The following is a 26,836-nucleotide window of genomic DNA, read 5'->3' on the forward strand; positions in this document are numbered from 1 at the left end:
CGCAGGATCGCTGTCGTCGGTCCACACGGAGGAGAGGCCGCACAAATGTCAGCTCGTACACCTGAGGCCGAGCCGCTGCTCACCCCGGCGGAGGTCGCAACCATGTTCCGCGTCGACCCCAAGACCGTCACACGGTGGGCGAAGGCGGGCAAGTTGACGTCCATCCGCACGCTGGGCGGGCACCGCCGCTACCGGGAGACCGAGGTTCGCGCGCTGCTCGCGGGGATTCCGCAGCAGCGCTCCGAGTAGGGCGGGGGCCGTACTCGGATCCGGGGGGACAACATCGCGCGCTCACCGGGAGTGTGGGCGCGTGGACCGCACAGGCTCTGTGGAGAGCGGCGCCGCCCGCCCGGCGCCGCCTCCCCGGCCGGTGACTGTCCGTAATCAGTGACCGTCCGTAACCGGTGACGCTCCGTCAGCGGGGACGTGCCGGGATCTCGCGCGATCCGTCCACCGGCGGCCCGCTTCCCCGGTGAAGCTCCGTCGGACGTCCTTCCGCGGTCGGCGGCACTCCGCCCCCGCTCTCTCCGGCCTTCCGGCTCCCGTCAGAGCAGCTGGTCCCGGACCAGCTCCTCGAGGAGCTCCGCGACCTGCGGGTCGTGGTCGGCGGCGACCCCGAGCAGCGCCACCATGTGGTCGACCAGCATGCGCTCCAGCGTGGGCCGCTCGACGTCCCGGTGCTCCAGCCAGTCGAGGCCCGCCGTCTCGACCGAGGCGATCCACGAACGCAGCGTGATGCGGAGGGCCGGGCCCGGCTCCTCGACCCTCATCTGCCGCATGATCAGGCGGAGCAGGCGGTGCCGGACACTGTCGACGATCTCGCCGATCTCGCCGCTGCGGTTGGCCGGGCCGCCCTTGAGGAGGGCGGCGAAACCCGCCGCATGCTCCTCGACGAAGTCGAAGTAACGCTCCAGCCCCAGGGCCAGCTCGTCCATCGGACGGCCGTTCCCGTGAGGGCGCAGCCGCGCCTCCAGCTGCGCTGCGGCGCTCTTCAGCGCGGCGACGTAGAGCTCCTGCTTGCCACCGAAGTAGTGGTAGACCAGGGCGCGCGACGCCCCGGCCGCGGAGGCCACGTCGTCGATGGAGACGTCCTCGGCGTCGTGCCTGCTGAACAGCTCCAGCGCCGCGGCCATGAGCTCCTCGCGGCGCCGGTCCACGCTGAGCCTGCGCCGCGCCGGTCGCGCGTCGCCGGACTTCTCCTGCCTCGCGGCCCCGGATCTCGAACCCACAGTGCGCACACTATCGGAGTGGGAGCGGACGGCGGCCGGGTCAAGATCCGAGTTCCGTCCCGCGAAAGCCGTACCCCATCCGGAACTCGATCGTTTTGAGTGAGAGGGCGTCAGGACACCCTCCGCAGGTGCCCACCCACCATTCCGGGGGAGAGCCATGTCAGGACCGCCGGTCAACACCGCCGCCACCCGAACCCGCGAGTTCGCCGCAGCCGTCCCCCCGGACGGCGGCGGGCCGCGACCACGTCCCACCATCCGCAACGTCGCCGAACGAGCCGGTGTCTCCAAATCGCTGGTCTCACTCGTGCTGCGCGGATCACCGCACGTCAGCGAGCACCGCAGGCAGGCCGTGCTGCAGGCCGCAAGGGACCTCGGCTACCGTCCCAACGCGGTCGCGCGGAGCCTGGTCGAGGGCCGCACCCACCTGGTCGGAGCCCTCGTCGCCGACCTGCACAACCCCTTCTACGCCGAGTTCCTGGACGGCCTGCAGGAGAGCCTGCACGGCGACGGGCTGCGGCTGCTCATCGGCAACAGCCAGTGGGACCCGGCCTTCGAGGACGAGGCCGTCGAGGCCTTCCTGGAACTGCGGGTGGACGGGCTCGTCCTGCTCGGCATCCCGCCGACCAGCGAGACGCTCATCGAGGCCACCGGCTACACGCCCATGGTCGTGGTGGGCGAGCGCGACATCGACCTCGGCGGTGTGGACGTCGTCGTGGACGACGACCGGCTGGGCGCGCGCCTGGCCATCGACCACCTCGTGGAGCTGGGCCACCGCCGGATCGCCCACATCGAGGGGACCCGGTCCTCCTCCGGCCGGTTCCGGTGCGAGGGCTACCTGGTGGCGATGCGCCGGCACGCGCTGGCGCCGTACATCATGGTCGAGCAGGGCGACCCCACCGAGGAGGGCGGCGCCCGGGCGGCGCGGAGCCTGCTGACCCGCGACCCCCGGCCCACCGCGGTCTTCGCCGCCAACGACATGGTGGCCATGGGCGTGCTCGCCGCCGCGGCCGAACTCGGGCTGCGGGTCCCCGAGGACCTGTCCGTCGTCGGATACGACAACACCCATCTGGCGGGCGTGCCCGCGATCTCCCTCACCACCGTCGACCAGCCCCGCCGGGCCATGGGCCGCTCGGCCGCGGCGCTGCTCAGCGACCGCATCGGCGACCCGCGGAAGGCGTCCCGCCTGCGGCAGGTCACCCCCGAACTCGTCGTACGGCGCAGCACGGGCCCCGCCGGGGCGTAGGCGCCCGCCTGGAGGGGTTCCGGGAGGGTCACCCCGTCTCCAGGCGGGCACCAAGGCTGGGCAAACCCTCGGAGCCGCCACGAGTCCCTGGTGTTGACTCTGGCGTGACAAGGGGGTAACTATGCGTGATCCAGAACTGGTGTCATGCGCCCAGCGCGCCGCCTCCGAACTGGAGCGGGCGTGGGCACAGTGGCGGAGCGCCCGGGGTCGCGGCGCCGAGGCCGAGGCCGCCGCCACGGCGGGTTCCGTGGCCAGCTACGTCGCCCATTCGATCGACCATCCCTGGGGGCGGCCGCGCGTGGTGCTGGGCGTGGACGCCGAGGAGGCGCAGGAACTCGCCGCACTCCTGCAACGGCAGGAGACCGGCGAGCACGCCTGGTGATCGCGGCCGGGGATCGCGGCCGGGGATCGCGCTCGTCGACCGGGTCGGCGACCGCCCGGTGATCGCGCCCGGAACCGCTCCGACGGCCGGCCGATGACCGTGCCTGACGGCCGCGGCCGTCAGGTCCGTGACCGTCCGACGGCCTCGACGGGCACCGACGGGCACCGATCACGGTGCCGGGCCGCGTAGGTTGGGGTGCCGACGGTTCCGCGCGAAGGGAAGAACGTGACCAGCAGAGCACTCGCGGCGGCCCTCGTCCTGTGCGGTCTGGGCGTCGCCGCCTGCGGCGGCGCCCCGGACGACGGCACGGCGGGCCCGGCGGCCCCCGGACCCGCCACGAGCCCGGCGGAGCCCGGTGCCTCGGCACCCGCCGGCTCACCGGACTCCGACGCGCCGGCCCCCTCCACCGCGCCCCCCGCCGAGGAGGGCACCGCTTCTCCCTCCGGCGAGACCACCGCGACCTCCGATTCGACGGTCCCCGCACCGGGCGGGAGCGCCGCGGTCAAGCCGCTGCGCGGCAAGGTCGTGGTCATCGACCCCGGCCACAACGGGCACAACTACCGCAACCCGTCGGCGATCAACCGGCAGGTCGACGTCCTGACCCACAAGAAGGCCTGCGACACCACCGGGACCGCGACCAACGACGGCTACGCCGAGGCGGCCTTCACCTGGGACGTGTCCCGTCAGCTGAAGGCGCTCCTGGAGTCCAGGGGCGCGACGGTGAAGCTGACCCGCCAGAACAACACGGGCGTCGGCCCGTGCATCACCGAGCGGGCGGCCATCGGCAACCGGGCCCGGGCGGACGCGGCCATCTCGGTGCACGCCGACGGGGCCGGCGCCTCCGACCGCGGCTTCCACGTGATCATGCCGAAACGGATCAACGGTCCGGTGGACCCGGTCGTGGACGACTCCAGGAAGCTGGGCCTCGCCGTGCGGAACGCCTTCAGGAGCGGCACCGGCCTGCCCTACTCCACCTACATCGGACGCGACGCACTGAGCTTCCGCAACGACCTCGGCGGGCTGAACCTCTCCAAGGTCCCGAAGATCTTCATCGAGTGCGGGAACATGCGCAACGCCGGTGAGGCGCGGAAGTTCAGGAACGCGCAGTTCCGGGAGAGGATCGCGCTCTCCCTCGCCAACGGGCTGCAGGACTACCTCACGTAGGCGCCGACCGGCGCCCGCACGGGCGGGCCCGGGCAGAGGGACCCGCCCGTGCGGGCGCCGGTCCCCCTGCGTGCCCGTCTTGCCCGGGCTCCGGCCCACGCCGGGGTCGTTTCCCCGGGCGCGGTCCGCTCTCGGGACTTTCCTGCGCGGTCCGCTCTTGGGACTTTCCTGCGCGGTCCGCCCTCCTCGGGTTCCCCGGGCCCGGTCCGCCCTGCAGAACATCCGGAAAGTTTCCTTCCTATTTCCTCGCGGGTTCGGCATGATCTGGGCCATGACCGACCTGCTTCCCCGTCCCGTTTCCGCCGAGTACGGCCCCGACTCCTTCGACCTGTCCCCCGGTGACCCGATCTGCGGCCCCGCCGACCTGGTGGACGCCGTACGGCGGGCCCTCCCGGCCCTGGACCTGCGCCCCGCCGGGGACGGCACGGGGCCGGCGGGACGGGGAGCGCCGCCGGAGGCGGACGGCCCGGCGGCCGGGGAGACGGGCGCGGTGCCCGACGCGGCGGTCGCGGTCGAGCGGGACGCCGCGCTGGGGCCCGAGGCCTACCGGCTGGAGGTGTCGTCCCGGGGCGTGCGGATCGCGGCGGCCGGGGAGGCGGGGGCGTTCTACGCCGCGCAGACCCTGCGTCAGCTCCTGCCCGACACGGCGTTCCGCACCGGCCGGGCCGGCGGGAGCGTCCCGGCGGTGCGGATCGCGGACGCGCCGAGGTTCTCCTGGCGCGGCGCGCACCTGGACGTGGCCCGGCACTTCCTGCCGAAGCGGGAGGTGCTGCGGATGATCGACCTCATGGCGGCGCACAAGCTGAACCGGCTCCACCTGCACCTGGTGGACGACCAGGGCTGGCGGGTCGAGAGCCGGGCGTACCCGCGGCTGCACGAGGTGGCCTCGCACCGGCCCCGGACGGTGACCAGCTACTACCGCGAGGAGGAGACCTTCGACGACGTCCCGCACGGCGGGTACTACACGCTGGAGGACCTGGCCGAGATCGCCGCCTACGCGCGGGACCGGGCCGTGACGGTCGTCCCGGAGATCGACGTGCCGGGACACGCCTCGGCGATCCTCGCCGCCCATCCCGAGCTCGACGCGCGCGCCACGGACGGGCGGACGCCGGAGCCGTTCGGGGTGCTGGAGCGGTGGGGCATCTCCCCCGCCATCCTCTCCCCGCTGCCGCCGACGATCGACTTCCTGACCGTCGTCCTCGACGAGCTGCTCGGCGCGCTGGGCGAGACGCCGTACGTGCACATCGGCGGGGACGAGTGCGTGCTCGACGACTGGGCGGCGTCGGCGGAGATCACCGCGTTCCAGGCGGAGCTGGGGCTCTCCGGCCCGGGTGAGCTGCACGCGTGGTTCCTGCGGCGGCTCGCGGACGTGCTGGCGGAGCGGGGCAGCCGGGCGGTGGTCTGGGACGAGGCGTTCGTCAGCGGCGCGCTCCGGCCGGACACGGTCGTGATGCCCTGGCGCGGTCCGGGGGTGGCCCGCAGCGCCGCCGCAGCCGGGCACGACGTGGTGCAGGCGCCGATCTTCCCGCTCTACTTCGACTACGCGGAGGCGTCGTCGGAGGACGAGCCCGTCGCCATCGGGGACGCGATCACGGTGGCGGACGTGGCGGGGTTCGCCCCGGCGCCGGAGTCGTGGGAGCCCGAGGAGGCCGGGCGGGTGCTGGGGGCGCAGTTCCAGCTGTGGAGCGAGCGCCTGCCCGACGGGCGGGCCGTCGACTACCGGGCGTGGCCCCGGGGGTGCGCGCTGGCGGAGGTCGCCTGGTCGGGATCGGCCGACCCCTCGTTCGACGCCCGGCTGGAGCGGCACCTCGGGCGGCTGGACGCGCTGGGCGTGGAGTACAGGCCGCTCTCCGGTCCGCGCCCCTGGCAGCGCGGCGGGACCGGGTGGCGCCGCCACCGGCCGGGCGTCGTCAGGGTCGAGGACGTCATGAAGCACGTGGAGGAGCTGACCCGCAGCGCCGACTCCACCCGCCCCAGCACGAGCTTCTGATCGCCTTCTCCGCCCGCCCGGTGCCACGGGCGGGCGGGGAGGGCGGGCGGCGCGCTCCCGGCGCCGGCGGTGCGGACGCCGGGCCGGAGCGGGCCGTACGGGCACCGGGCCCGGACGCGGGCGATACCGACGCCGGGGCGCGAGCCGAGCGGGCACCGGGCACAGCCGATGCCGATGCCGGGGCGCGGGCCGTACGGGCACCGGGCCCGGACGCGGGCCGGGCGGCCGTCAGCCGGCCACCTCGTAGCCGGCCTCCTTGATCGCGGCGCGGACGGCCCCGTCGTCGAGGGGGTCGGCGGTGACGTCCACCCGGCCGGACTCCAGGTCGACCTCGACCGCGGTGACGCCGGGGACCTCGCCGACCTCCTCCTTGACCGAGCTCACGCAGTGCCCGCAGGTCATACCGGTGACGGTGTAGGTGGCGACGCTCATGATGCCTCCGATCTCGATGATCTCAGTGATCTCGATAGTACCCCCCCAGGGTACTAATCAGCCCGCGGTGCGGCCGACGATCTCACGCAGATCGGAGACGCCGTGCCGGCGCATGCGGCGGGCGAGCCCCCGGTGGATGCGGTACGCCCACAGCGGCCCGTGGTAGATCAGGCCGGTGTAGCCCTGGACCAGGGTCGCCCCGGCGAGCAGGCGCTCCCAGACGTCGTCGACGTCCTCGACCCCGCCGACCGAGACGAGCGTGAGCCGGTCTCCGACGCGCGCGCGCAGCCTGCGCAGCACCGCCAGCGACCGGGCCTTCAGCGGGCGGCCGGACAGGCCGCCGGCCTCGGTGCTGGAGACGCCCTCGCGCCCGATCGTGGTGTTGGTCGCGATGATGCCGTCGAGTCCCAGCTCCAGGGCCAGGTCGGCGACCGCGTCCACGTCCTCGTCGGCCAGGTCGGGAGCGATCTTGACGAGCAGCGGGGTGCGCTTCGGGGTGCCGTCCGCGACCTCCTTGACCGCCGACAGCAGCGGGCGCAGCAGCTCGACGGCCTGGAGGTTCCGCAGGCCGGGGGTGTTGGGCGAGCTGACGTTGACGACCAGGTAGTCGGCGAGCGGGGCCAGCTCCTTCGCGCTCGCCACGTAGTCGGCCGCGGCCTCCGCCTCGGGCACGACCTTGGTCTTGCCGATGTTGACCCCGACGACCGCCGGGACGCCGCGCGTCCGGCCCAGCGCCCTGGCCGCGGCGCCCGCGCCCGCGTTGTTGAAGCCCATCCGGTTGATGACCGCCCGCTCCCGGGGCAACCGGAACAGCCGGGGCCTGGCGTTGCCCGGCTGGGCGTGCGCGGTGATCGTGCCCACCTCGACGTGGCCGAAGCCGAGCGCGGACATGGCCTCCACGCACCCGGCGTCCTTGTCGAAACCGGCCGCCAGGCCGAAGGGTCCGGGGAAGTGCACGCCGAACGCCTGCACCCGGAGCGCCGGGTCGCGCGGGGCGAGGCGGCGGTGGACCGCCTTCTTCACCACCGGCGCCGTGGAGAGGAGGCGGAGCGCGCCGACCGTCAGATGGTGCGCATCCTCCGGGTCGATACGGCTGAGCAGCTGGGTGAAAAGGAATCGATACATCACCGGTCAGGTTAGTCCCCCGGCCGGGCGCCGCCCGCGCCGACCGCCCCCTCGCCGAGCACCTCGGCCGCCAGATCGGCGACCTTCCGACGGCTGTCCCTGGCCCGCTTGCGCAGCCCGGTGAACGCCTGGGCGGCGGTGAGGTCGTGCTTGCCCATCAGGTAGCCGATCGCGCGCTCGATGAGGATCCGGTAGTCGAGGGCGTGCTGGAGCTGTCCGGCCAGGACGGTCTTCTCCTCGGCCGCCGTCGCGGCGATGAGCAGCTGCTCGATCACGTCGGCGTAGGCGTGCAGGGTCTGGACGTCGGCCTCGGTCCACGCGTAGGGGGTGGACTGGTAGACGTTCAGCGTGCCCACCGGCCGGCCGCCGAGCCGTACGGGCACGCCGGCGACCGCCCGCACACCGGGGTGGAGCCGTGCGGCCAGCTCCGGCCAGCGCGGGTCCGCGCGCACGTCGGCGCAGGTGACCGCCGCGTCCTGCTCGTAGGCGGACACGCACGGGCCCTGGCCGAGGTGGAGCTGGGCTCCCTCCAGGCTGCGCCCGGGGTCGTCGGTGGCGACCAGGTAGCGCAGTTCCTTGCCCTCCTCGGCGAACATCAGGCCCGCGCCCGAGTAACCGAGCAGCGCGTCCACGACCTCGACGGCCCGCTCGAGCTGCTGGACGATCCCCGTCTCGGGGGCCTCCGTCCGGATCCGCCGCAGACTCGCGACCAACGCTTCCGGGTCCAGATATGACATGTGCGCAATGCCTTTCGCCACGACGTCCCGTCACCTGACTCGGGACCCCGGCTGCCCAGAAACGGAGGATTCATGAGCGAGGATCCGCGGCCCCGCGGCCGCCTGCGGGAACGGTCCCGGGAAGTCCGGCGATCGGCGTCAACGCGACGTCAAGCATTCGTCAAGCGAAGATCGGCAGGCTGTGCGCATGAGCATTCCTTCACGTCCCACCGCCGTCCGCCGCCGCCGCACCCTGGCACACGTCGTGCTGCGCGACCTGGCGGAGACCGGGCACACCACCGTCCCGCCGTGGTGGGAGGCCGAGATCGAGCGCGAGTTCGGCGGGCTGGACGGGTTCCTGGCCGAACTGAGCCGCCAGTGGTGGGCGGCCTACGCCGTGCACCTGGACGCGCTGATCGAACTCGGCGCGGGCGACCCCGGGCAGGCGTGGGCCGACGTGGCGGAGCAGCTGCCGTACCTGCGGCGCGTGCTCGACGCCTACGCCGGAGAACCCGCCCTCGCCGAGGCCGAGCGACGCCACTGCGACGTGCTGCGCTGGACCGCCCGCCGCGAGGCCCGGCACGCCGCCGCCTGAGCCACCCGCCGGGCGGTACGGCACGCCGGGACCGTTCACCACCCGGTACGGCACGCCGGGACCGTTCACCACCCGGTACGGCGCACCGGGGCCGTTCACCGCCCGGTACGGCGCGCCTGAGCCACCTGCCGGAAGGCGCGACACGCCGCCCCGACCGGGATTGCGTTCCCGTTCCGCGCATGGACGCGTCTGACCGGGTAGCCATTGACGATGGTCGGTTTCCTCGAACGCCAGGACTCGGATCGCCGTCTGGGCATGCGGCTCACCTTCGCGGTGGCGGCCGTGGCGCTGTTCTCGGCGCCGTTCGTGCTGCTGCTGGCGCTGGTGGTCTCGTCGTTCTCACCGCTGAACGACTTCGACCAGCGGATGGCCGAGCGGGCACACGAACACACGCTCTCCCAGCCCGGCTACGGGGACTTCCTCAACGTGGCGACCGAGGTCTTCGGCCCGGTGACGTGGCGCGTCCTGATGGTGCTGGCCGCGATCTGGCTCTGGCACCGGGGACGGCGGCGCCTGGCCGTCTGGACGATCGTCACGATCACCGTCAGCGGCCTGCTGAACCTGGCGGTCAAGGAGCTCGTGGACCGGGCCCGGCCGGTGATGCCCGACCCGATCTCCTGGGCGCCCGGCGCCTCCTTCCCCTCCGGCCACGCGATGGCCGCGGCCACGGGGGCGAGCATGGCCGTGCTCCTCCTGCTCCCCTTCCTGCGGAGCCGGGCCGCCCATCTGGCCGCCTGGGGCTGCGCCGCGGTCGTCACCGCGTTCGTCGCCTACAGCCGGGTGGCGCTCGGCGTGCACTGGGTCAGCGACGTGGTGGCGGGCGTCACCCTGGGGCTCGCGACCGTGGCGGCGACGGCCGCGGGGTACGAGGCCTGGCGGCGCGACGAGGGCCGCAGGCCCGCCGTGCCGTACGAGGAGGGCGTGGAGCCGGAGATGGAGGAGGACGGCGGGGGGAGCCCCGGCCGCACGGCGTGAACACCCCCGCTTGGGTGTTCCTGTGGCCGTTTTTGGGGTAGCTCGCGCCTCATGTCGAAACTGCCGATCGATCTCCGGGACGCCCTGCGGCTCATCCTGCTCCCGTTGTCCGTCATGGCCGTTCTGACGATCGGCGTCGGGCTGCTGATCACCAAGGTGCTGGAGCCGACGACCATCGGCGCGAACGACCGCGGGGTCAACGAGGAACTGGCCCGGGAGCGGACGACCTTCTGGAGCGACGTCACCGACGTGCTCTCCGGCCTGTCGGACACCCCGGTGATCGTCGGCGCCACCGCCGTGCTCCTGATCGTGTTCCGGTTGGTCTTCAAGCGCTGGAACGAGTCGCTCTTCCTGGTGACGGCCGTCTGGTCGCAGTCACTGATCTTCCTGCTCTCCACCGTCCTGGCGGAGCGCAAGCGGCCCGCGGTCCAGCATCTGGACCCGGCGCCGCCCACCTCGAGCTTCCCCTCGGGGCACACCAGCGCTGCGGTCGCCTTCTACTGCGGCGTCGCACTGGTGCTCACCCTGCACACCCACCGCCACAAGATCTTGAACGTGCTGTGGTGGCTGGTCGGCCTGGGCGTCCCGCTCGGGATCGCCTACTCCCGGATGTATCGCGGCATGCACCACCTGAGCGATGTGAGCTGGGGCTTCCTGCTCGGCCTGGTCTGCGTCGCGGTGGCCGCCAACGCGCTGCTCCTGCGTCCGCGGCGGCGGGAGCGGGACGGGAAGGGCCCCGAAGGACTCAGAACAGCTCGTACGGCGTAGCCACCTTGGCTCCCGCCGCGGTCAGCTCCTCCTCCACCCTCCGGGAGACGGCCGCGGCGGGCTCGTCGCCGTCGTAGGTCGCGTGGGCCCCGTGGACGAGGGTGACGGCGTGCCCGCGCGCCAGCGCCGCCAGGGAGGTCTCCCGGACGCACCACTCGCTCTGCATCCCGGCCACCACGACCGAGGCCACCGGCGGGAGCACCCAGGCGAGGTCGGTCCCGTCGAACGCGTCCGGGACGTGCTTGTCGATCACCTGCTCTCCGGGCAGCACCTCGTGGACCAGCTCCCAGCCCGGCGTCCCCGGGAGGTCGGGATCGCCCTCGGAGCCGTTGTTGCGCACGAAGACCACGGGGGCACCGGCGGCGCGGGCGCGCTCCAGCAGCACGGCGATCGCGTCCGCGACCGCCTCCGCGTCGGGCACCGGCGCGGGAGGCCGGAGCATGTTGCGCTGGGCGTCGATCACGAGAAGCACCTGATTCACATGAGAACTCTAGTTCGAAACACCGGCGGAGGGAAGCGTTTCCGCATCTCCCGCATCCGACCGGCTCCGGCCGTCGCGCACCTGCTCCACCTCCAGCAGCCGGCGCGAGGCGATCCACGCCCACGGGCATCTCGGGCCGAACCACATGTCAACGGTCGTCACGTCTTCCTCCTCGGTCCGCGTTCTCCGCGCGGGCCATTCTGGGAGGAGAATCAGCCGGTCATAAGTTCCGATTCGTCACCGGATGATCGGGCCAAGGTGGACTTCCACGTGAGCCTGGGCGGACGCGGCGACCTCACCGCGCGGATCTACCGGCAGATCCGCGACGCCGTCCTCGACGGCCGCCTGCGGGCGGGCGGGCGCCTGCCGTCCACCCGCGAGCTGGCCGGTCGGCTGGGCGTCTCGCGCAACACGGTCGCCCTCGCCTACGAACGCCTCTCCGCCGAGGGGTTCCTCGCCGGCCGGTCGACTCCGCCGCGGGCCTGCACCTGTGCGCCCGGTTCCTCCCCGGCGCGGCGGCCGACCCGGACCGCGTCGTGTCGCGCGCCCGGGAGGCGGGGATCGCGGTGGAGCCGCTGTCCGGCTACCACGCGGAGCCTCCCGGCCGGCCGGGCCTCGTCATCGGGTACGGGGCGATCCCGCCGGAGCGGATCGAGCCGGGACTGCGCCGGCTCGCGGAGTGCTTCCGGGGGGCCGCGCGCTAGCCGTTCTGGCTCCGGCTCCGCCCGCGGATGCCGGAACCCTCTCCGGATGCCCGCACGCCCCGGGGTGCCGTCATCAGGACGCCCCGGGACGCCGGCACCGGGGCGGCCCGGGGTGCCGGTATCGGGGCGGCCCGGGGTGCCGGTATCGGGGCGGCCCGGGGTGCCGGTATCGGGGCGATCCCCGGAACGCCGGTGCCCCGGGGGCGCGGGTCAGCGCAGCCGGAAGCGGGCCACCAGCTCGCGCAGTTCGCCCGACATCCGGGACAGGTCGGTGGCGGCCCGCTGGGCCTGGCCGATGCCGTCGCTGGTGGCCTGGGCGGCCGCGGCGATGTCGGCGATGCTCAGCGCGATCTCGGTGCTGCCGCCGGCCGCCTCGGCGATGTTGCGGCTGATCTCCGTCGTGGTGGCCGACTGCTCCTCGACCGCGTCGGCGATGCTGGCCTGGTAGTCGTTCACCTGCTCGATGACCGAGCCCACCGCGCTGATCGCGCCGACCGCGACCGAGGTGCCCGTCTGGATGGCCTGCACCCGGGTGCCGATGTCGTCGGTGGCCTGACCGGTCTGCTGAGCCAGGTCCTTGACCTCCCCGGCGACCACCGCGAAGCCCTTGCCGGACTCGCCCGCGCGCGCCGCCTCGATCGTGGCGTTGAGCGCCAGCAGGTTGGTCTGCTCGGCGATGGTCGTGATCATCTTGACCACGTTGCCGATCTCGTTGCTCGCCTCGCCGAGCCGCTCGATGGTCGCGTTGGCCTCGTCCGCCTCCCGCGCCGCGGTCGTCGCGACCCGGGCCGCCTCCGCGGCGCTGCTCGCGATCTCCCGGATCCCGGCGCCCATCTGCTCGGTGCCCCCGGCGACGCTCTGCACATTCTGGGAGACCCGCTCGGCGGTGGCGGAGACGGCGCTGGCCTGCGCGCTGGTCTGCTCCGCGCTCGCCGCGATCCGGCCGCTGACGTCCGACAGCTCGTCCGCCGTGGCGGCCAGCTCGTCCGCGCTGCGCGTCATCGCCTCGACCGAGGCGCGGACGCCGCTCATGGCCTCGCCCAGGGCGGCGGCCATCCGCCCGACCTCGTCACGGCTGTGGACCTCGGCCTTCGCCGTCAGGTCGCCCCGGCCGAGCGCCGACAGCACGGCCGACACCCGGGCCAGCGGCCGCACGATCGACCCCGCCACGAGCAGCGCCAGGCCGAACGCGGCCAGCGAGCCGGCCACCAGGAAGACGATCAGCAGGGTCCGGCTGCTCTCGTAGGCGTCGAGGGTCGCGGCGTGGTCCGCCTTGGCGGCCTCCGCCTCGATCCGCTCCAGCTCCTCCAGCCCCTCGACCGCCGCGGAGATGAGCGGCTGGCCGGTGGACTCCATCATCCGGTCGACGGCGTGCACGTCATGCTTGAGGGCCAGCGGAAGGACCTGCCCGTCGCGGACCTCGATCCAGCGCGCCCAGTTGTCCTCGAAGACGGCGAGGGGCTCCTCGCCGCCCTCCGGGACGTACTCCTTGAACCTCTCCAGGCCCTGGGCGATCTGCTCGTCGCTCTCGCGCAGGGACTCCTGGTAGTCCCGCGTCGCGGCGTCGTCCGGCGCCATGGCGATCCGCAGGACGTCCAGCCGCGACTTGACCTCCGAGTGGTGGACCAGCGACAGCCCCGTGAGCGGCACGACGTTGTTGCTGTAGAGGTGGTCCACCCTGTCGCTCATCGCGGCCATGCCCGTCAGGGCGACCGTGGAGGTGGCCAGGCTGACCCCGGCCACCAGGAGCAGGCTGGTCAGGATCTTCTTCCGGACGCTGAGGTCGGCGAGCCGGCCCCTCAGGGAGCGGCGCCCGGAGGACGGGCTCTCAGCGGGTACGGCCCGCTGTTCCGTCGTGGATGGCATGGGGAGATCTCCCGATCGGTCAGAGGAGGACCCCGGCCGCGGTGTCGGCTGCTTCTCCGGTGGTTCGGGGGGTCGCGCAGGTCAAAAGATCGGCACCGGAGCCGGGAGCATGAGACCCGGCCGGAGTGCCGTGCCTCACAACGGACCGGGATGTTCCGTCTCCCACCCCGTACCGGGATGTTCCGTCCCTCACCCCGTACCGGTTTCCGTGCGACGCGTACCCACTTGCCAAAGCCCTCGGTGGAAGGGAACGCTTGCCGGGGCCCATCGACCGGCGATCATCATCCGGGCGGCCGCCGCCGACCGGGCGGTGCCCCCCGTACGGCGCACGACACCGAGGAGCGGACAGGACATGGACATCATCGACCCCGGGGTGAGCGACTACCTGCTCTCCCACTGCACCCCCGCCGACGACCTGCTCCGCGAGCTGGCGGCCGAGACCCGGGAGGCGTTCCCCGACAGCGCGAACATGCAGATCTCCCACGACGAGGGCGAGCTCCTCACCATGCTGGTCCGGCTCACGGGCGCGCGGCAGGCCGTCGAGGTGGGGGTGTTCACCGGCTACTCGTCGGTCTGCATCGCCCGGGGCCTGCCCGCGGACGGCCGCCTGCTCGCGTGCGACGTCAGCGACGAGTGGACCTCGATCGCCCGGCGCTACTGGGAGCGGGCCGGCCTCACCGACCGGATCGACCTGCGGATCGCCCCCGCGATCGAGACGCTCCGCGCGCTGCCCGCCGAGCCGTACATCGACTTCGCGTTCGTCGACGCCGACAAGGTCGGCTATCCCCTCTACTACGAGGAGCTGGTCCCCCGGCTCCGTCCGGGCGGGCTGATCGTCCTGGACAACGTGCTGCGGGCGGGCCGCGTGCTCGACCCGGCCTGCGAGGACGAGGCCGACGTGGCCATGCGCCGGATGAACGAGACCGTCGTCGCGGACGACCGCGTCGACTCGGTGATGCTGCCCGTGCGCGACGGCGTCACCCTCGCCCGCAGGCGCTGACCCGGCCGACGCGGACGGTCCCGGCCGGCGCGGACGCCGTGAACATCCTGTGAGATCGGCGCCGCCGGGCCCGCGATCCGGCCTGCACTGCGGCCCGCGCGCCGCCGCGGCGCCCGATGCGGCCCGGGATCTCACAGAGGGCTCACAGAACCTCTCCGGAACCGCCCGGCCGCCCGGCCCAGGATTCGTCGCATGATCGAGTTACGGCGGTTGACCAAACGCCACGGCCGGACCACGGCGGTGGACGACCTGAGCTTCGACGTCAGACCGGGCGCGGTCACCGGTTTCCTCGGCCCGAACGGCGCAGGCAAGACCACCACGATGCGGATGATCCTGGGCCTGGACGCGCCGACGAGCGGCACGGCGACGATCCGCGGACGCCGGTACGCCGACCTTCCCTTCCCGATGCGGGAGGTCGGCGCGCTGCTGGACGCCCGCGCCGCGCACCCGAACCGGAGCGTGCTCGCCCACCTGCTGTCCCTGGCGCAGAGCAACGGCATCGCGCGGAGCCGGGTCGACGAGGTGCTCGGGATCGTCGGCCTCTCCGGGATCGCCGGCCGACGGGCGGGCGGGCTGTCCCTGGGCATGAGCCAGCGGCTCGGCATCGCCGCGGCCCTGCTCGGCGACCCGGCGGTGCTGGTCTTCGACGAGCCGGTCAACGGGCTCGACCCGGAGGGCGTCGTGTGGATCCGCACCCTCATGCGCGGCCTCGCCGCGGAGGGCCGGACGGTGCTGGTCTCCAGCCACCTGATGAGCGAGACGGCGCTGACCGCCGACCACCTCGTCGTCATCGGCCGGGGCCGGCTGCTCGCCGACGCCGGGCTGGACGCGTTCGTCCGCGCGAACTCGCGGGAGACCGTCCTGGTGCGCACCCCGGAAGCGGAGGAGCTCGCCCACCGGCTGCGCGACGCCGGGGGGACCGTACGGCCCGGCGGCGCGGGACAGGCGGACGCCCTGGTGGTGACGGGGATGGAGAGCGCGGTGATCGGGAAGGTCGCGATGGCGCACGGGGTGGTGCTGCACGAGCTGACCCCGCACCGGACCTCCCTGGAGGAGGCGTACATGGAGCTCACCCGCGACAGCGTGGAGTTCGGCGGCGTACGGCCCGGCCCGGAGGGGGAGCGATGACGACGCCCGGTCCCGCCGCCCCGCACCCGGGGACGGCCCTCGGCCCCGCAGGGCCACCTCGGGGGACGACGCCGGGCCCCGCCGCAGTGCTGCGCTCGGAGTGGACCAAGTTCCGCACCGTCCGCGCCACCGTGGGCACGCTGGCCGGCGCCTTCCTGGCCGTCGTCTGCTACGGCCTGCTGTTCGGCACCGCGAACGGCAGGGAGTATCTGGGCGCCCCGCTCGACGAGCAGGCCTCCTTCGACCCCCGCCAGACCGCGTTCCGCGCCCTCATGCTCGTGCAGCTGCTGGTCAGCGCCGTGGGGGTGCTCACCGTCACCTCCGAGTACTCCTCGGGGACGATGCGGACCAGCGTGACCGCCGTGCCCCGGCGGGGACGCCTCCTGGCGGGCAAGGCGGCCCTCGTCGCCCTGGTCATGCTGCCCTGCGGACCGCTGCTCGCGCTCGCGTCCTTCCTGACCAGCCAGGCGACGCTCGCCGCCCAGGGCGCCCCCGGCCTCGCCCTGACGGACCCGGGCGTGCCGGGCGCGATCGCCGGCGCCGGGCTGTACATGACCCTGGTCGGCCTGTACGGCGTCGCCATGGGGTTCCTGCTCCGCAGGACGGCGGGAGCCGTCACCCTCGGCACGTTCCTGCTCATCCTGCCCGCGATGGCGTCCCTGTTCCCCGAGTGGCTGGCCCGCGCGGTCCTGACCTACTGGCCGACCTCCGCGGGCGCCCGGCTCTTCGGGGCCGGCCCGAGCGCCGACGGGCTCCCGCCCCAGGCCGGGTTCGCCGTGCTCGCCGTCACCGTGCTCGCCCTGCTGCTGGCCGCGCTGGCCCTCTTCCGGTCGCGGGACGTCTGACGCCCGCGCCGGAGCCCACGCCGGGTCCCGGGACCGCGCCGCTCCCTATCCTCGGAGGGGAACGCGCCCGCCCCGGGCGGAACGCCTCCGGAGGAGGACACCGCCGTTGGAGGGAGATCGATGGACCGGAACCGGCTGCTGGTGGTCGACGACGAGCCCGTGGTGCGGGAGCTGCTCTCGGCCACCCTGCGCTTCGCCGGATACACGGTCGGCTCCGCCGCCACCGGATCCGAGGCGCTGGACGCCGCCCGGCACGAACCCCCCGACCTGGTGCTGCTGGACGTGATGCTGCCGGACATGGACGGCTTCGAGGTCGTCCGCCGCCTCCGGGAGCTCCCCAGACCGCTGGGCGCCGGTCACCCGGGCCGGATCCCCGTACTGTTCCTCACCGCCCGCGACGCCGCGGCGGACAAGGTCAACGGGCTGCGGCTGGGCGGCGACGACTACGTGACCAAGCCGTTCGACCTGGAGGAGCTGCTCGCCCGGATCCAGGCCGTGCTCCGCCGTACCGGGCTCGCGCCCGACGACCGGACGCTGAGAGCGGGCGACCTGGAGGTCGACCCCGACGGCCACCAGGTCCTCAAGGCCGGCCGTCCGGTACGGCTGTCGCCCACGGAGTTCCGGCTGCTGCACTATCTGGTCCTGAACACCGGGAGGGTGGTCACCAAGGCCCAGATCCTGGAACACGTCTGGCAGTACGACTTCGCCGGGGACTCCAGCATCGTCGACACCTACGTGAGCTACGTGCGGCGCAAGGCCGACACCACCGAGCCCAAGCTCATCCACACCGTGCACGGCGTCGGATACGTCCTGCGCAGGCCCAGGACGTGAGCGCCTCCACGGACGCGGGCGTCCGCGCGGTCCCCGGCGGGGCGGAACCGGCATGAGCGGCTCCACAGCCCCGGACCAGACCGGGACGAGCGCATCGGCGAACCCCCGGAGGGCGGGGCGGCGCCTCGGGTGCCTCTCGCTCCGCGGCCGCCTCCTGCTGATCACCTCGGTCCTGCTGGCGGCGGGCCTGCTGGTCAGCGGCACGGTCGCGGTCGCCACCCTCCGCGCCCATCTGGTCGGCCGCGTGGACGAGCAGCTCAGGCCGCTCTCGGCGCTGTTGGCGCGCCTCCCGGCCGCCCTGGTCCGGCGGCCCCTGCCCGGGGAGGGCGGCGGAGACCTGCGGCCGCTTCCCGGTGTGGGCCTGATCGAGCGGGTGCACGTCGCCTACCTCGCGCCGGACGGGACCGTCCTGCACCGGGAGAACCTGTCGGCCCGGGGCCCGGACGGGGGTCCCCGGCTCCCGCCGCTCGACGCCGGAGCCGTCGCCCGGCGCGCCGGACGGCCCTTCGACGCACCGGGACAGGCGGGCGGCGCGGACTGGCGGGTGATCGCGGTGCCGTGGACCGGGGTGCGGCCGTCTCTGGAACAGCCGTCCCTAGAACGCCCGTCCCCGGAACGCCCGTCCCCAGAACAGCCGTCCGCAGAACGGCCGTCCGCAGAACGGCCGTCCCCGGAACGCCCGTCCCCGGAACGGCCGCCTCCCTCGGAGAGCGGCGCCGTCGTCGTGGCCGCGTCGCTGAACGGCGTACGGTCCACGATCACCCGGTTGGGCCTGGTCTGCCTGGTCACCGCGGTCGTCCTGCTGACCCTGCTGACCGTCGCCGGCTGGTTCGCCGTGCGCGGAGGACTGCGGCCGCTGCGCGAGATCGAGGAGACCGCGGCGGCCATCGCCGGAGGCGACCTGTCCCGGCGGGTGCCCGGCACGGCCGCGCCGGGCACCGAGATCGGCCGCCTGTCGGCCGCGCTCAACGGCATGCTCGGCCAGCTCGAGACGGCCTTCGCCGAGCGGGAGGCGTCGGAGGCGCGGATGCGGCGCTTCGTCGCGGACGCCAGCCACGAGCTGCGCACACCGCTCTTCGGCATCAAGGGCTTCTCCGAGCTGCACCGGATGGGCGGCCTGTCCGACACCGACCGGGCGATGAGCCGGATCGAGAGCGAGGCGTCCCGGCTGGCCCGGCTGATCGAGGACCTGCTGCTGCTGGCCCGCCTGGACGAGGGCGAGAGCGCCCTGCCGATGGACCTGGCGCCCATGGACCTGCGCACGCTCGCCGCCGACGCCCGCCACGACCTGCACGCGCTGGACCCTGCCCGCCCGGTCACGTTGACCGGCCCGGACGACGGCCCTCCGGCGGAGGCCCCGGTCCACGGCGACGAGGCCAGACTGCGGCAGGTGACGAGCAACCTCGTCGGCAACGCGGTCGCCCACACTCCGCCGGGCACCCCGGTGCGGATCGGGGTCGGCACGGCCGGAGACGAGGCCGTGCTCGTGATCGAGGACACCGGCCCCGGGATGACCGCCGAGCAGGTGACCCGCGTGTTCGACCGCTTCCACCGCGCGGACGGCTCGCGCAGCCGCGCCGCGGGCGGCGGAGCGGGCCTGGGCCTGGCCATCGTCCGCTCCATCGTCACCGCCCACGGCGGCCGGGTGGAGGTCCGTACGGCCCCCGGCCGGGGCGCCGCCTTCCGGGTGCTCCTCCCCCTCGCGGGCCCGGGACCGGCGGAACCGCCGCAAACCGGCTGACACGCCGCGAACCGGTCCGGCCGCTCCCCGACCCGGTCTCCGGTGAGCCGTGCCCTGGCCGGAGACGGCGGTGAGGGCGCCGGACGGCACCGTGCCGGCCCGCCCTCGTGAAAGTTTCAGCACCGGTTGACGGATATGAGGCGACCATCCATGATCATGTTGCCTCCGGTCAGGGGGGGCGTCGAGTGAACACCACCGTCCACTATGAGGTGCGCCGATGCCGAGAACCCTGTTACGGACCGCGTCCGCCGTCCTGCTGACGCTGGCCGCCCTGACCGTCCCCCCGGCCCACGCCGACGAGGGCGACCCGGTCGCGGTGACCGTCAACGCCCGCGCCGCGCTGGCCCCGGTCCCCGAGACCGGCATCGGCACCAACCACGCGATCTGGGACAGCCGACTGGGCACCGACGAGACCGCCGACCTGCTCAAGGCCGCGGGCATGAAACTGCTGCGCTATCCCGGCGGCTCGTACTCCGACATCTACCACTGGGCCGACCACACCGCTCCCGGCGGCTACGTGGCGCCCGACACCGACTTCGACACCTTCATGCGCGGCGTGCGGCGCACCGGGGCGCAGCCGATGGTGACCGCCAACTACGGCACCGGGACTGCGGAGGAGGCCGCGGCCTGGGTGCGGCACGCCAACGTCACCAAGGGCTACGGCGTCAAGTACTGGGAGATCGGCAACGAGAACTACGGCAACGGCCGCTACGGCACCGCCTGGGAGGCCGACGAGCACGCCGACAAGAGCCCGGCCGAGTACGCCCGCCACGTCGTCGCCTACTCCGACGCGATGAAGGCCGTCGACCCGACGATCAAGATCGGCGCGGTGCTGACCACCCCGGCCAACTGGCCCGACGGGCTGGTCGCCGAGGGCGACGCCGGGACCTGGAACGAGGTCGTCCTGGCGACCGCCGGATCAAAGATCGACTTCGTGATCCTGCACTGGTATCCCGGCGCCCTCGACAGGACCGCGCACGTCCCCGACATGATCCACCTCACCCGGCAGCAGATCGCGAAGCACGCGGGACCCGGCTCCGAGCGGATCGGCATCGCGATGACCGAGTTCAACACCGGGTCGAGCAGCAACGGCACGAACACCCAGCCCGGTGCGCTGGCCGCCGCCGACGCCTACGCGACGCTGCTGGCCAACGGGGTGTTCACGGTCGACTGGTGGAACGTCCGCAACGGCATCGGCAACGTCACGCAGGTCGAGGGGCACACCGACTACGGCGACTTCGGCCTGCTGTCGAGCGGGACCTGCACCTCCGACGGCGGCGTCTGCGAACCGGAGGTCAACACGCCCTTCGCGCCGTACTACGCGCTGCAGATGGTGAGCAGGTTCGCCCGTCCCGGGGACCGGTTCATCCGGGCCGCGACCGACCAGGAGAAGGTCGCCGCGCACGCCGTACGGCGCGCCGACGGCGGTCTGGCCGTCCTGCTGATCAACACCTCGTCCGACACGTCCTACCCCGTCACGATCGACTACGCCGGCTTCAGCCCGGCGTCCGGGGCCCCCACCGTGCTGACCCACACCAACGGTGCCACCGCCATCACGGAGTCGGCCACGGGTGGCGCGACCGGCCGGACGCTGCCCCCGCTCTCGCTGACCACGGTCATCCTGCGGCCCGCCGCCGCCCAGACCGGCCTGCCGGGCGCGCCGGGACAGCCGGCGGCCTCGGGCGTGACGGACAGGGCCGCCACGATCTCCTGGCCGGCCGCCTCCGCCGGTGCGCGTCCGATCGTGAAGTACGAGGTCCACCTCCAGAATGGAGCCGTCAGCGAGCAGATCGGCGAGACCACCGGAACCTCGCTCACCGTCGGCAACCTGAAGCCGGGCACCCGCCACACGGTCAACGTGATCGCACGCGACGGCGGCGGGGGCGCCTCGTCGCCCTCCGCCCCGCTGACGTTCACGACCGGCACGCCCGCCTCCGCCTCGTGCTCCGTACGGCTGACCAAGCAGTCCGACTGGGCCAGCGGATACGTCGGCGCCATCGAGATCACCAACCACGGTGCGCCGATCAGCGGCTGGACCCTGGACTTCAGCTGGCCCAGGGCGTGGCAGAGCCTGGGCAGCGGCTGGAGCGCCGTCTGGACGCAGAGCGGGCGGGACGTCAGGGTCGTCAACGACTCCGGCAACGGCTCGCTGCCCACCGGGGCGTCGGCCACGATCGGCTTCGTCGGCGACTACTCCGGCCCGAACGTGCTGCCCACCGTCTTCACCCTCAACGGAACCGTCTGCACGACCCGGTAGCGGCGGCCGGGGGCCGTCCTCCGTACGGACGGCCCCCGAGCCGCGATCGCGGCGGTCCGGTCACCGGCGATCGCCGGAGCCGCATCCCGCACCAGGCGGTGTCCGCCGTTCCGTGGATGCGCCGCCGCGCTCACCGGCGGTGAATGCGCCACCGCGTTCGTTGCGCGACGGACCCGGCTCTCCCCGCACGGACGGAGGCGGGCGGAGACGTCGCCACCGACACGAAAAAGCCCCGAACGTGATCGTTCGGGGCTTCCGTGTTGCTCAGCTGATGTGGTCAGGGGCGGGGTCGAACCGCCGACCTTCCGCTTTTCAGGCGGAGCGATCGCCCTCGTCGGACACTGGACGCCGTGGTCAGAGGGTGATGGATGGTGGCCGAGGTGAGCCCGCGTACGGGGACGTTGCTGTCAGCGCTACTGTCACCCGTATCGATCTTCGAGCGGAAGACGGGATAAAGGACTTCATGACTCAGGCGCCGCGGACCAAGACGCCGCTCCCGGCCGGAGCGCTCCGGTTCGGGGCGGTCCTGGTAGCCTCCGGGCCGGTCATCCTGAGGAGCACGGAGATCAGCCTGGCGGAGCTGGGCGTGGGAGTCTGCTACAAGATTGACCCCGACCTCCTCCACATGGCCGCCGGCACATGGTGGTGGCTGGTGTTCTGGACCCAGCTCCTGCTCCCGGTGGTCCTGGCCGGCCTCCTGCTGCGCCTTCCTCATCGGGCCACGAGCCTGGGGATCACGGCGGTGTGCGCCGTCCTGGCCCTCCGGCTGGTCGCCACCGCCTTCCCCCTCGGTACCCCCTCCCCTCTCCCTGGCCGTGCCCTTCCCGTTCAAAGCCCCTGGCCCTCGGCCGTCTGCTACTGCCTGGCCGTCGCCGCGCTACTCCTGGTGGCACGCGCGCCCGCCCCGCCCGTCCGCAGGGGTGCCCTGCTCTGGGCGGCGGCGGTCGCGGTGGCCGCCTGGACGGTCGGCCGGCTCACGCTCGCGCAAGCCGACTCGTCCTCCTTCGGCTGGTTCGCCTACATGCCGCCGGAGCTGATGTGGAAGCAGCCGGGAGCGTGGTCCTGCAAGGCCGACGTGGACGGCGTGCTGGTCGTGCTCGTCGCCCTGGTCGCGGCGGCGGGTACGATCATGGCCAAACGGCTCCGGCGCGGGGTCGCCCTGGGGTTGGCGGCGCTCCTCGTCCTCGGCGCCTTCGAGGGCTTCGTGGCGGCCCTCATCCTCTGGCCCGCCGAATACTTCGACCTCACGGTCGCGGCCATGTTCATCCGATGGCACCTGCTCGCCGTGGCCGCCCTCACCGTGGCCGCCGCGTACCGAGACAGGGACGCCGCCACCAGACAGGTCGAAGAGCCCCACCTGCGGTAGCGCCAACACCGACGTCTTCATACGAGCTAGTTCGGGATCGTCCACCACCGTCCACCGCAGTTCTCCGAGCCTGGTCAGAGGAGCTCTATGGGGTCTCTCACTCCACGCTCGTCCAGGTCCGTCCAGAGCTGTTGTTAGCATCCACGCTAGCAAGATCCATCGCTGCCGACGTCGCCGTGGCGCGCCTCGTCCAGCAAGGCGCGCAAGCGGCGCACCTCCGCCAGCAGTCGCGGAACATCGGACCGAGCGTGTGCGATGAACACCGCGTTCGCGTCCCAGCGATCGTCAGGGCCGGTGACATAGGGCTCCGGGAACTGCACCAAGGTCGCCGCCACCAACTCACTGCCGTCCCACTCCGGCCAGCGGCAACCCCGCTTCACGTCAGGCGTCGTGCTGACAGCGACCAGGTTCGCAGCATGGACGTCGTCAAGGAAGCGCGCATGCCACGGTCCAGGCGTCGCAGCCTGGGCGCGGTCCTCAATCTCCTGTAGTCCGCTGTCGCTGATGGGCACGCTCATAGCTCCAACATCCTTCATCGGCAGACCGCTGAGCCCTTCATTACGGGTAAGGGGCGGTGTCCAGGTCGGCGGGCTCGCGCCCTGGTCGGACAGTAGATGCGGGTCGATGGGTGTGCGTGCGAAGGCGGTGTTGCTGTACGGCGCTGTTTTACAGCACCTCCCTGAGCTGTAGCGCGGTCTTCCGTCAGCACTCGCTTTGCAGGATCTCCATCGCTTGGAGCACATCCGTGACAACGTGATCGGCCTCGTGTTCCTGGTACTGCGACGTCCCTCGGTCGACCCAGACCGTACGGAGGCCGGCAGCCCGTCCTCCACCGACGTCCTTGACGGGGTGGTCCCCGACCATCCACCCCCCACCGGCCAGACTCATACCGCACCGCCCGGCAGCGATCTCGAACAGACCGACATCCGGCTTGCGGATGCCTTCGAGTCCAGAGAGCGCGCAGGCGTCGACGGCCTCGGCCAGCCCCGTTCGCTGGAGCTTACCGAGCTGATTATCCGCCGTCCCGTTGGTGACGATGCCCACCTTCCACCCTGCCGCACGGAGCCGCACCAGTCCGTCCATCACCTCGGGCCGGCAGTGCACCAAGTACGGCATGCGTGCGCGGTAGCGACCCCACAGCTCCTCAACCGACTCCGAAAGAACGAAGTGCTCACGGACCTTACCGAAGAAGATCTCACGATGCGGATAACCCGCCTGGTCGAGAGCGATCAGCCAGTCAACCGCCTCATTCCCAAGCCCGTGCTCGTTGACGAACTCCACGACCCACACCCGGAACGCCTCATCCAGGTCCACGAGCGTGTTGTCCAGGTCAAAGAGCACAAGCCGTTGCACGGCAACACCCTAACCGGGAGGTTGTCACCAGCATGAGCGCCTGCTTGCAAACGGGAGTCAGCGACGAGCTGTAGAGGCATCCTCCATGCTCAGGCATACGCTGGCGGATGTCAGAGTGAGGCACTGTGCGGTCCTGTTGCTGCACTTCTCTGCTGTACAGCAAATCGCCTCCTCAAAGGTCGAGTGGACTTGCCGCACAGGGCCAGCCCGCCCCAAGCGCCGGAAGCCGAACGGCAGAGATCAACTCGATCATGCCATGACCACACATACCAACAGCAGTGACAGCCCGTAGAGCCCGATGGCGAAGTGCAGGACCATCCACAGTCGATGAAGGCGGATGCGATGTATCCGGGGGAAGGCGCTGTAGTGATCAGTGCGTGCTTTTACCAACCTCTCATCAGTACCCAGCACCCCACGCTCCGCGAGATCTTTGGTCAAAGCACGCGCCTGAGACAGGTGATAGGAAGCTCTCTCATAGTACTTCGAGACAGCAACAGCGCCATACAGGCCAATCATCGAGATAAAGGCACACAAGGGTAGGACGTACAGCGAGAAGCGCTGCTGAACGATCAGAGCGCTCAACGCGGCCGTGATGATGATCAGAAGGTTGCTAAGCGTCGAGCGCTGGGTCTCACACTGGCGCAACTGCTCCCGGTGCTCCTTCCAGTAGGCGCGTATCGCCTCATCTGAGATCTCGGCCATTAACTCCCGCCCCACCTGTATCCGGATACCATGTGCTGTGCGGACCGCCCTGGTTCGCAAGTGAACCTCGACCAGTGGAGACACCATATCGTGAGAGTCTTCATAAGCAGTGTACGGAAGGGCTTGGAGGAAGAACGCGACTCCCTCCCCGGATTGATCACCGCCCTGGGTCATACGCCAGTGCGCTTCGAAGACTTCTCAGCTCAGGCCACCCCGAGCAGAGAGGCATGCCTAGCCGCTCTGGAGTCCGCAGATGTCTACCTGCTCCTCTTAGGTCCCAACTACGGTCACGTGTTCCCGGAAACAGGGCAGTCGGCCACACATGACGAATGGGTGCACGCGCAACGTCTGGGGAAGCCACGGCTGGTCTACCGCAAGAACGGGGTGAGATTCGACCCTGACCAGCACAAGTTCGCGCGCATCGTGGAAGCATACGCAACGGGCGTGTTTCGGGACTCCTTCTCTAACAGCGTGGAACTTCAGACCAAGGTCGTCCAAGGTTTGCGCGAGATGGATTCCAAACCGTCTTCACTAGAATTCATAAGATTACTCCAGAAGCCTCCCATCATCTGGATCTCAAATGACGACGGAGTACATTCATCCGGTAGCAGTCACGACTCTCCACTCGAACTACACGTCCTACCAACGAATCACCCTGGATATTCAACTCGCGAAATGGGAAAATTCGTTGATTCATTGGCGAACCGGGTTCGCGAGACCGGATACATCGAGAGCGACCAGGCCCTCAATCTTTTCAAATTCCAGGATTACGCTTCGGTTAGTATAGAGAACGATCGACGTCATGCATGGGACAAACCTCAGAACGGAAAAATCAGGGAAGTTCGACTGTATAAGACAGGGCAGATCTCCATCCGAGCAACCCTCCCTAGGGACCAGATGGGATCAATCTTGGATTCCGAGGCGCTACCGAAGCAGTTCGCTGAGATGCTGCGCTTGACAGGAGCGTTGGGCATCATCCAACAGGGATATGTCGTCGTGGCAGCCGGCGTGTCGTCGGCCGGACTCATCAGCGTCGATACCTTTGATCCGCATCGCTCGCGGTCCCGTGCCCAGCCGTTGGGCTTTGGCCGTTCGGTTGGCGTTTACCGTACCGAACCGGACGAGGCCGTTAGTCTAGCAGCTTTGGATAATGGAGCTTACGAAGTCGGCAGCGACCTTTCCCGAGCACTGTTTAATCAGCTATCGACGTAATGATTGTAGCCCCTTGATCCGGCAGACCGCTCCGCATGGAGAACCTCGTTCTCGGGACTCCTCAAGTAGCAGCCTACTCAGGCAGGCTCACCATCTCTGATTATGAAACTGCGTTAGCACGCTTCATGCACCGAGAATTTTTATATGGAGGCAATCGGATCCGTACTGCGGGACACCAGGGCCGAGATATCGGACTACCTGGCTGAATCGGGGGACATGCCTGTGACCGTAATTAGGAATGAAAGTCCTATGGCAGTATGACCTTCCGCTTTGCAGGCAGAGCAATCACTCTGCTCGGCTGATCGTGACCGTGGTCAGGGGCATGTGGACGGTGGCGCGGAGGAGTCGGCGCGTGGTGACGTTGCTGTCAGTGCTGCTGTTACCTCGGCCATGGTCACCCGGTGGCAAGGCCCGACGGAGGAGGGCCTTGCCGGCGATCGCCCCAGCCCGTACGAGGAGTACCGAAGCCCGCGATCGTCACAGCCTCAGCCACCGTACCGTCTTCTGATCCCTAGCAGGATCAGAAGCGTCCTGATCCGTCACCGTCCGTCCGAGGTTGTCCGACCTCGCTGCTAGCAACCTCGTTAGCACGCACTCCAGCCCGCAGGGGTGGGGATCATGAGACCCCCGCTTCGCGCACGTTCAACCGTCTGAATCAAGGACAACCAATGGTAAGGCTGTGAACTAGCCGATACCCTGAGGGACACAGAACCAACCCGAGATACTGGCGG

Annotated in this window: 26 protein-coding genes, 1 tRNA gene and 1 pseudogene; 18 read left to right on the top strand and 10 right to left on the bottom strand. The window is 71.5% G+C overall.

Annotation, left to right across the window (positions count from 1 at the left end):
• Positions 1-45 precede the first annotated feature (45 nt).
• Complete coding sequence (gene bldC, locus HS048_RS02170) at positions 46-249, top strand: developmental transcriptional regulator BldC (RefSeq protein ID WP_013133571.1); 204 nt, start codon at positions 46-48, stop codon at positions 247-249.
• Positions 250-545: 296 nt separating this feature from the next.
• Here the strand turns inward: bldC and HS048_RS02175 are convergent, their stop codons facing one another.
• Complete coding sequence (locus HS048_RS02175; RefSeq protein WP_231647596.1) at positions 546-1,229, bottom strand: TetR/AcrR family transcriptional regulator; 684 nt, start codon at positions 1,227-1,229, stop codon at positions 546-548.
• 157 nt (positions 1,230-1,386) lie between these two features.
• Here HS048_RS02175 and HS048_RS02180 point away from each other — a divergent pair, with 157 nt between their 5' ends.
• From HS048_RS02180 to HS048_RS02195, 4 genes are all read left to right on the top strand, one after another.
• A complete protein-coding gene (locus tag HS048_RS02180; RefSeq protein WP_068902801.1) occupies positions 1,387-2,472 on the top strand; it encodes a LacI family DNA-binding transcriptional regulator in 1,086 nt (361 codons plus the stop codon).
• A gap of 121 nt (positions 2,473-2,593) precedes the next feature.
• The gene (locus HS048_RS02185) at positions 2,594-2,854 is read left to right on the top strand and encodes a hypothetical protein (protein WP_068902799.1); all 261 of its coding nucleotides are present in this window, start codon (positions 2,594-2,596) and stop codon (positions 2,852-2,854) included.
• A gap of 225 nt (positions 2,855-3,079) precedes the next feature.
• On the top strand, positions 3,080-4,018 hold the full coding sequence (locus tag HS048_RS02190) for an N-acetylmuramoyl-L-alanine amidase (RefSeq protein ID WP_068902797.1): 939 nt from the start codon (positions 3,080-3,082) through the stop codon (positions 4,016-4,018).
• 271 nt (positions 4,019-4,289) lie between these two features.
• On the top strand, positions 4,290-6,008 hold the full coding sequence (locus tag HS048_RS02195) for a beta-N-acetylhexosaminidase (protein ID WP_196465986.1): 1,719 nt from the start codon (positions 4,290-4,292) through the stop codon (positions 6,006-6,008).
• Positions 6,009-6,236: 228 nt separating this feature from the next.
• Here the strand turns inward: HS048_RS02195 and HS048_RS02200 are convergent, their stop codons facing one another.
• Genes HS048_RS02200 through HS048_RS02210 form a run of 3 tightly spaced genes read right to left on the bottom strand, consistent with a single transcriptional unit; the run spans position 6,237 to position 8,302 of the window.
• Entirely contained in the window at positions 6,237-6,440 is a 204-nt protein-coding gene (locus tag HS048_RS02200) for a heavy-metal-associated domain-containing protein (protein WP_191897100.1), read from the bottom strand.
• Positions 6,441-6,497: 57 nt separating this feature from the next.
• Entirely contained in the window at positions 6,498-7,565 is a 1,068-nt protein-coding gene (locus HS048_RS02205; protein ID WP_068902793.1) for a quinone-dependent dihydroorotate dehydrogenase, read from the bottom strand.
• A gap of 11 nt (positions 7,566-7,576) precedes the next feature.
• On the bottom strand, positions 7,577-8,302 hold the full coding sequence (locus tag HS048_RS02210; RefSeq protein WP_196465987.1) for a GAF and ANTAR domain-containing protein: 726 nt from the start codon (positions 8,300-8,302) through the stop codon (positions 7,577-7,579).
• Positions 8,303-8,489: 187 nt separating this feature from the next.
• Here HS048_RS02210 and HS048_RS02215 point away from each other — a divergent pair, with 187 nt between their 5' ends.
• From HS048_RS02215 to HS048_RS02225, 3 genes are all read left to right on the top strand, one after another.
• Complete coding sequence (locus HS048_RS02215; protein ID WP_191897097.1) at positions 8,490-8,876, top strand: hypothetical protein; 387 nt, start codon at positions 8,490-8,492, stop codon at positions 8,874-8,876.
• Between the two features lie 210 nt (positions 8,877-9,086).
• Positions 9,087-9,851 carry a phosphatase PAP2 family protein gene (locus tag HS048_RS02220; protein WP_230880695.1) on the top strand — a complete coding sequence of 255 codons (765 nt, stop codon included), beginning with the start codon at positions 9,087-9,089 and terminating at the stop codon, positions 9,849-9,851.
• A gap of 51 nt (positions 9,852-9,902) precedes the next feature.
• Positions 9,903-10,619: a phosphatase PAP2 family protein gene (locus HS048_RS02225; RefSeq protein ID WP_068902785.1), complete on the top strand. Its 717-nt coding sequence runs from the start codon at positions 9,903-9,905 to the stop codon at positions 10,617-10,619.
• Here HS048_RS02225 and HS048_RS02230 read toward each other — a convergent pair.
• A complete protein-coding gene (locus HS048_RS02230) occupies positions 10,597-11,100 on the bottom strand; it encodes an isochorismatase family protein (protein ID WP_153054588.1) in 504 nt (167 codons plus the stop codon). The genes HS048_RS02225 and HS048_RS02230 overlap by 23 nt on opposite strands.
• Here HS048_RS02230 and HS048_RS39070 point away from each other — a divergent pair.
• Positions 11,101-11,496 (top strand): annotated as a pseudogene (locus HS048_RS39070) (hypothetical protein); the annotation flags it as partial.
• Positions 11,497-11,636: 140 nt separating this feature from the next.
• Positions 11,637-11,804 (top strand): hypothetical protein, encoded by a 168-nt coding sequence (locus HS048_RS02240; protein ID WP_196468074.1) that lies wholly within the window; start codon positions 11,637-11,639, stop codon positions 11,802-11,804.
• A gap of 210 nt (positions 11,805-12,014) precedes the next feature.
• Here HS048_RS02240 and HS048_RS02245 read toward each other — a convergent pair whose 3' ends face one another.
• Complete coding sequence (locus tag HS048_RS02245) at positions 12,015-13,670, bottom strand: methyl-accepting chemotaxis protein (protein WP_196465988.1); 1,656 nt, start codon at positions 13,668-13,670, stop codon at positions 12,015-12,017.
• A gap of 352 nt (positions 13,671-14,022) precedes the next feature.
• Here HS048_RS02245 and HS048_RS02250 point away from each other — a divergent pair, with 352 nt between their 5' ends.
• From HS048_RS02250 to HS048_RS02275, 6 genes are all read left to right on the top strand, one after another.
• Positions 14,023-14,670 carry an O-methyltransferase gene (locus tag HS048_RS02250; RefSeq protein ID WP_068902781.1) on the top strand — a complete coding sequence of 216 codons (648 nt, stop codon included), beginning with the start codon at positions 14,023-14,025 and terminating at the stop codon, positions 14,668-14,670.
• 192 nt (positions 14,671-14,862) lie between these two features.
• Positions 14,863-15,798, top strand: coding sequence for an ATP-binding cassette domain-containing protein (locus HS048_RS02255; RefSeq protein WP_196465989.1), 936 nt, complete (start codon positions 14,863-14,865; stop codon positions 15,796-15,798).
• Positions 15,795-16,643 (top strand): hypothetical protein, encoded by an 849-nt coding sequence (locus tag HS048_RS02260; RefSeq protein WP_196465990.1) that lies wholly within the window; start codon positions 15,795-15,797, stop codon positions 16,641-16,643. Before HS048_RS02255 ends, HS048_RS02260 begins: the two co-directional genes overlap by 4 nt.
• Before the next feature lie 120 nt (positions 16,644-16,763).
• The gene (locus tag HS048_RS02265; protein ID WP_068902776.1) at positions 16,764-17,474 is read left to right on the top strand and encodes a response regulator transcription factor; all 711 of its coding nucleotides are present in this window, start codon (positions 16,764-16,766) and stop codon (positions 17,472-17,474) included.
• Between the two features lie 52 nt (positions 17,475-17,526).
• A complete protein-coding gene (locus HS048_RS02270) occupies positions 17,527-19,215 on the top strand; it encodes a cell wall metabolism sensor histidine kinase WalK (protein WP_196465991.1) in 1,689 nt (562 codons plus the stop codon).
• A 217-nt stretch (positions 19,216-19,432) separates the two neighbouring features.
• On the top strand, positions 19,433-21,472 hold the full coding sequence (locus HS048_RS02275) for a cellulose binding domain-containing protein (RefSeq protein WP_196465992.1): 2,040 nt from the start codon (positions 19,433-19,435) through the stop codon (positions 21,470-21,472).
• Between the two features lie 274 nt (positions 21,473-21,746).
• Here the strand turns inward: HS048_RS02275 and HS048_RS02280 are convergent.
• Positions 21,747-21,812, bottom strand: a tRNA-Phe gene (locus tag HS048_RS02280).
• A gap of 123 nt (positions 21,813-21,935) precedes the next feature.
• Between HS048_RS02280 and HS048_RS02285 the strand changes: the two genes are divergently transcribed.
• On the top strand, positions 21,936-22,838 hold the full coding sequence (locus tag HS048_RS02285; protein WP_196465993.1) for a hypothetical protein: 903 nt from the start codon (positions 21,936-21,938) through the stop codon (positions 22,836-22,838).
• A 146-nt stretch (positions 22,839-22,984) separates the two neighbouring features.
• On the opposite strand, the gene HS048_RS02290 is transcribed toward HS048_RS02285, so the two are convergent.
• The 3 genes from HS048_RS02290 to HS048_RS02300 form a co-directional block, all read right to left on the bottom strand.
• Positions 22,985-23,356 carry a hypothetical protein gene (locus HS048_RS02290; protein WP_196465994.1) on the bottom strand — a complete coding sequence of 124 codons (372 nt, stop codon included), beginning with the start codon at positions 23,354-23,356 and terminating at the stop codon, positions 22,985-22,987.
• A 184-nt stretch (positions 23,357-23,540) separates the two neighbouring features.
• Positions 23,541-24,191 carry an HAD family hydrolase gene (locus tag HS048_RS02295; protein ID WP_196465995.1) on the bottom strand — a complete coding sequence of 217 codons (651 nt, stop codon included), beginning with the start codon at positions 24,189-24,191 and terminating at the stop codon, positions 23,541-23,543.
• Between the two features lie 249 nt (positions 24,192-24,440).
• Positions 24,441-24,893: a hypothetical protein gene (locus HS048_RS02300; RefSeq protein ID WP_196465996.1), complete on the bottom strand. Its 453-nt coding sequence runs from the start codon at positions 24,891-24,893 to the stop codon at positions 24,441-24,443.
• A gap of 30 nt (positions 24,894-24,923) precedes the next feature.
• Between HS048_RS02300 and HS048_RS02305 the strand changes: the two genes are divergently transcribed.
• On the top strand, positions 24,924-26,105 hold the full coding sequence (locus HS048_RS02305) for a DUF4062 domain-containing protein (protein WP_255529562.1): 1,182 nt from the start codon (positions 24,924-24,926) through the stop codon (positions 26,103-26,105).
• Positions 26,106-26,836: the final 731 nt, after the last annotated feature.

The organism is Planomonospora sp. ID91781 (assembly GCF_015711595.1).
In the GTDB taxonomy this organism is placed as follows: domain Bacteria; phylum Actinomycetota; class Actinomycetes; order Streptosporangiales; family Streptosporangiaceae; genus Planomonospora; species Planomonospora parontospora.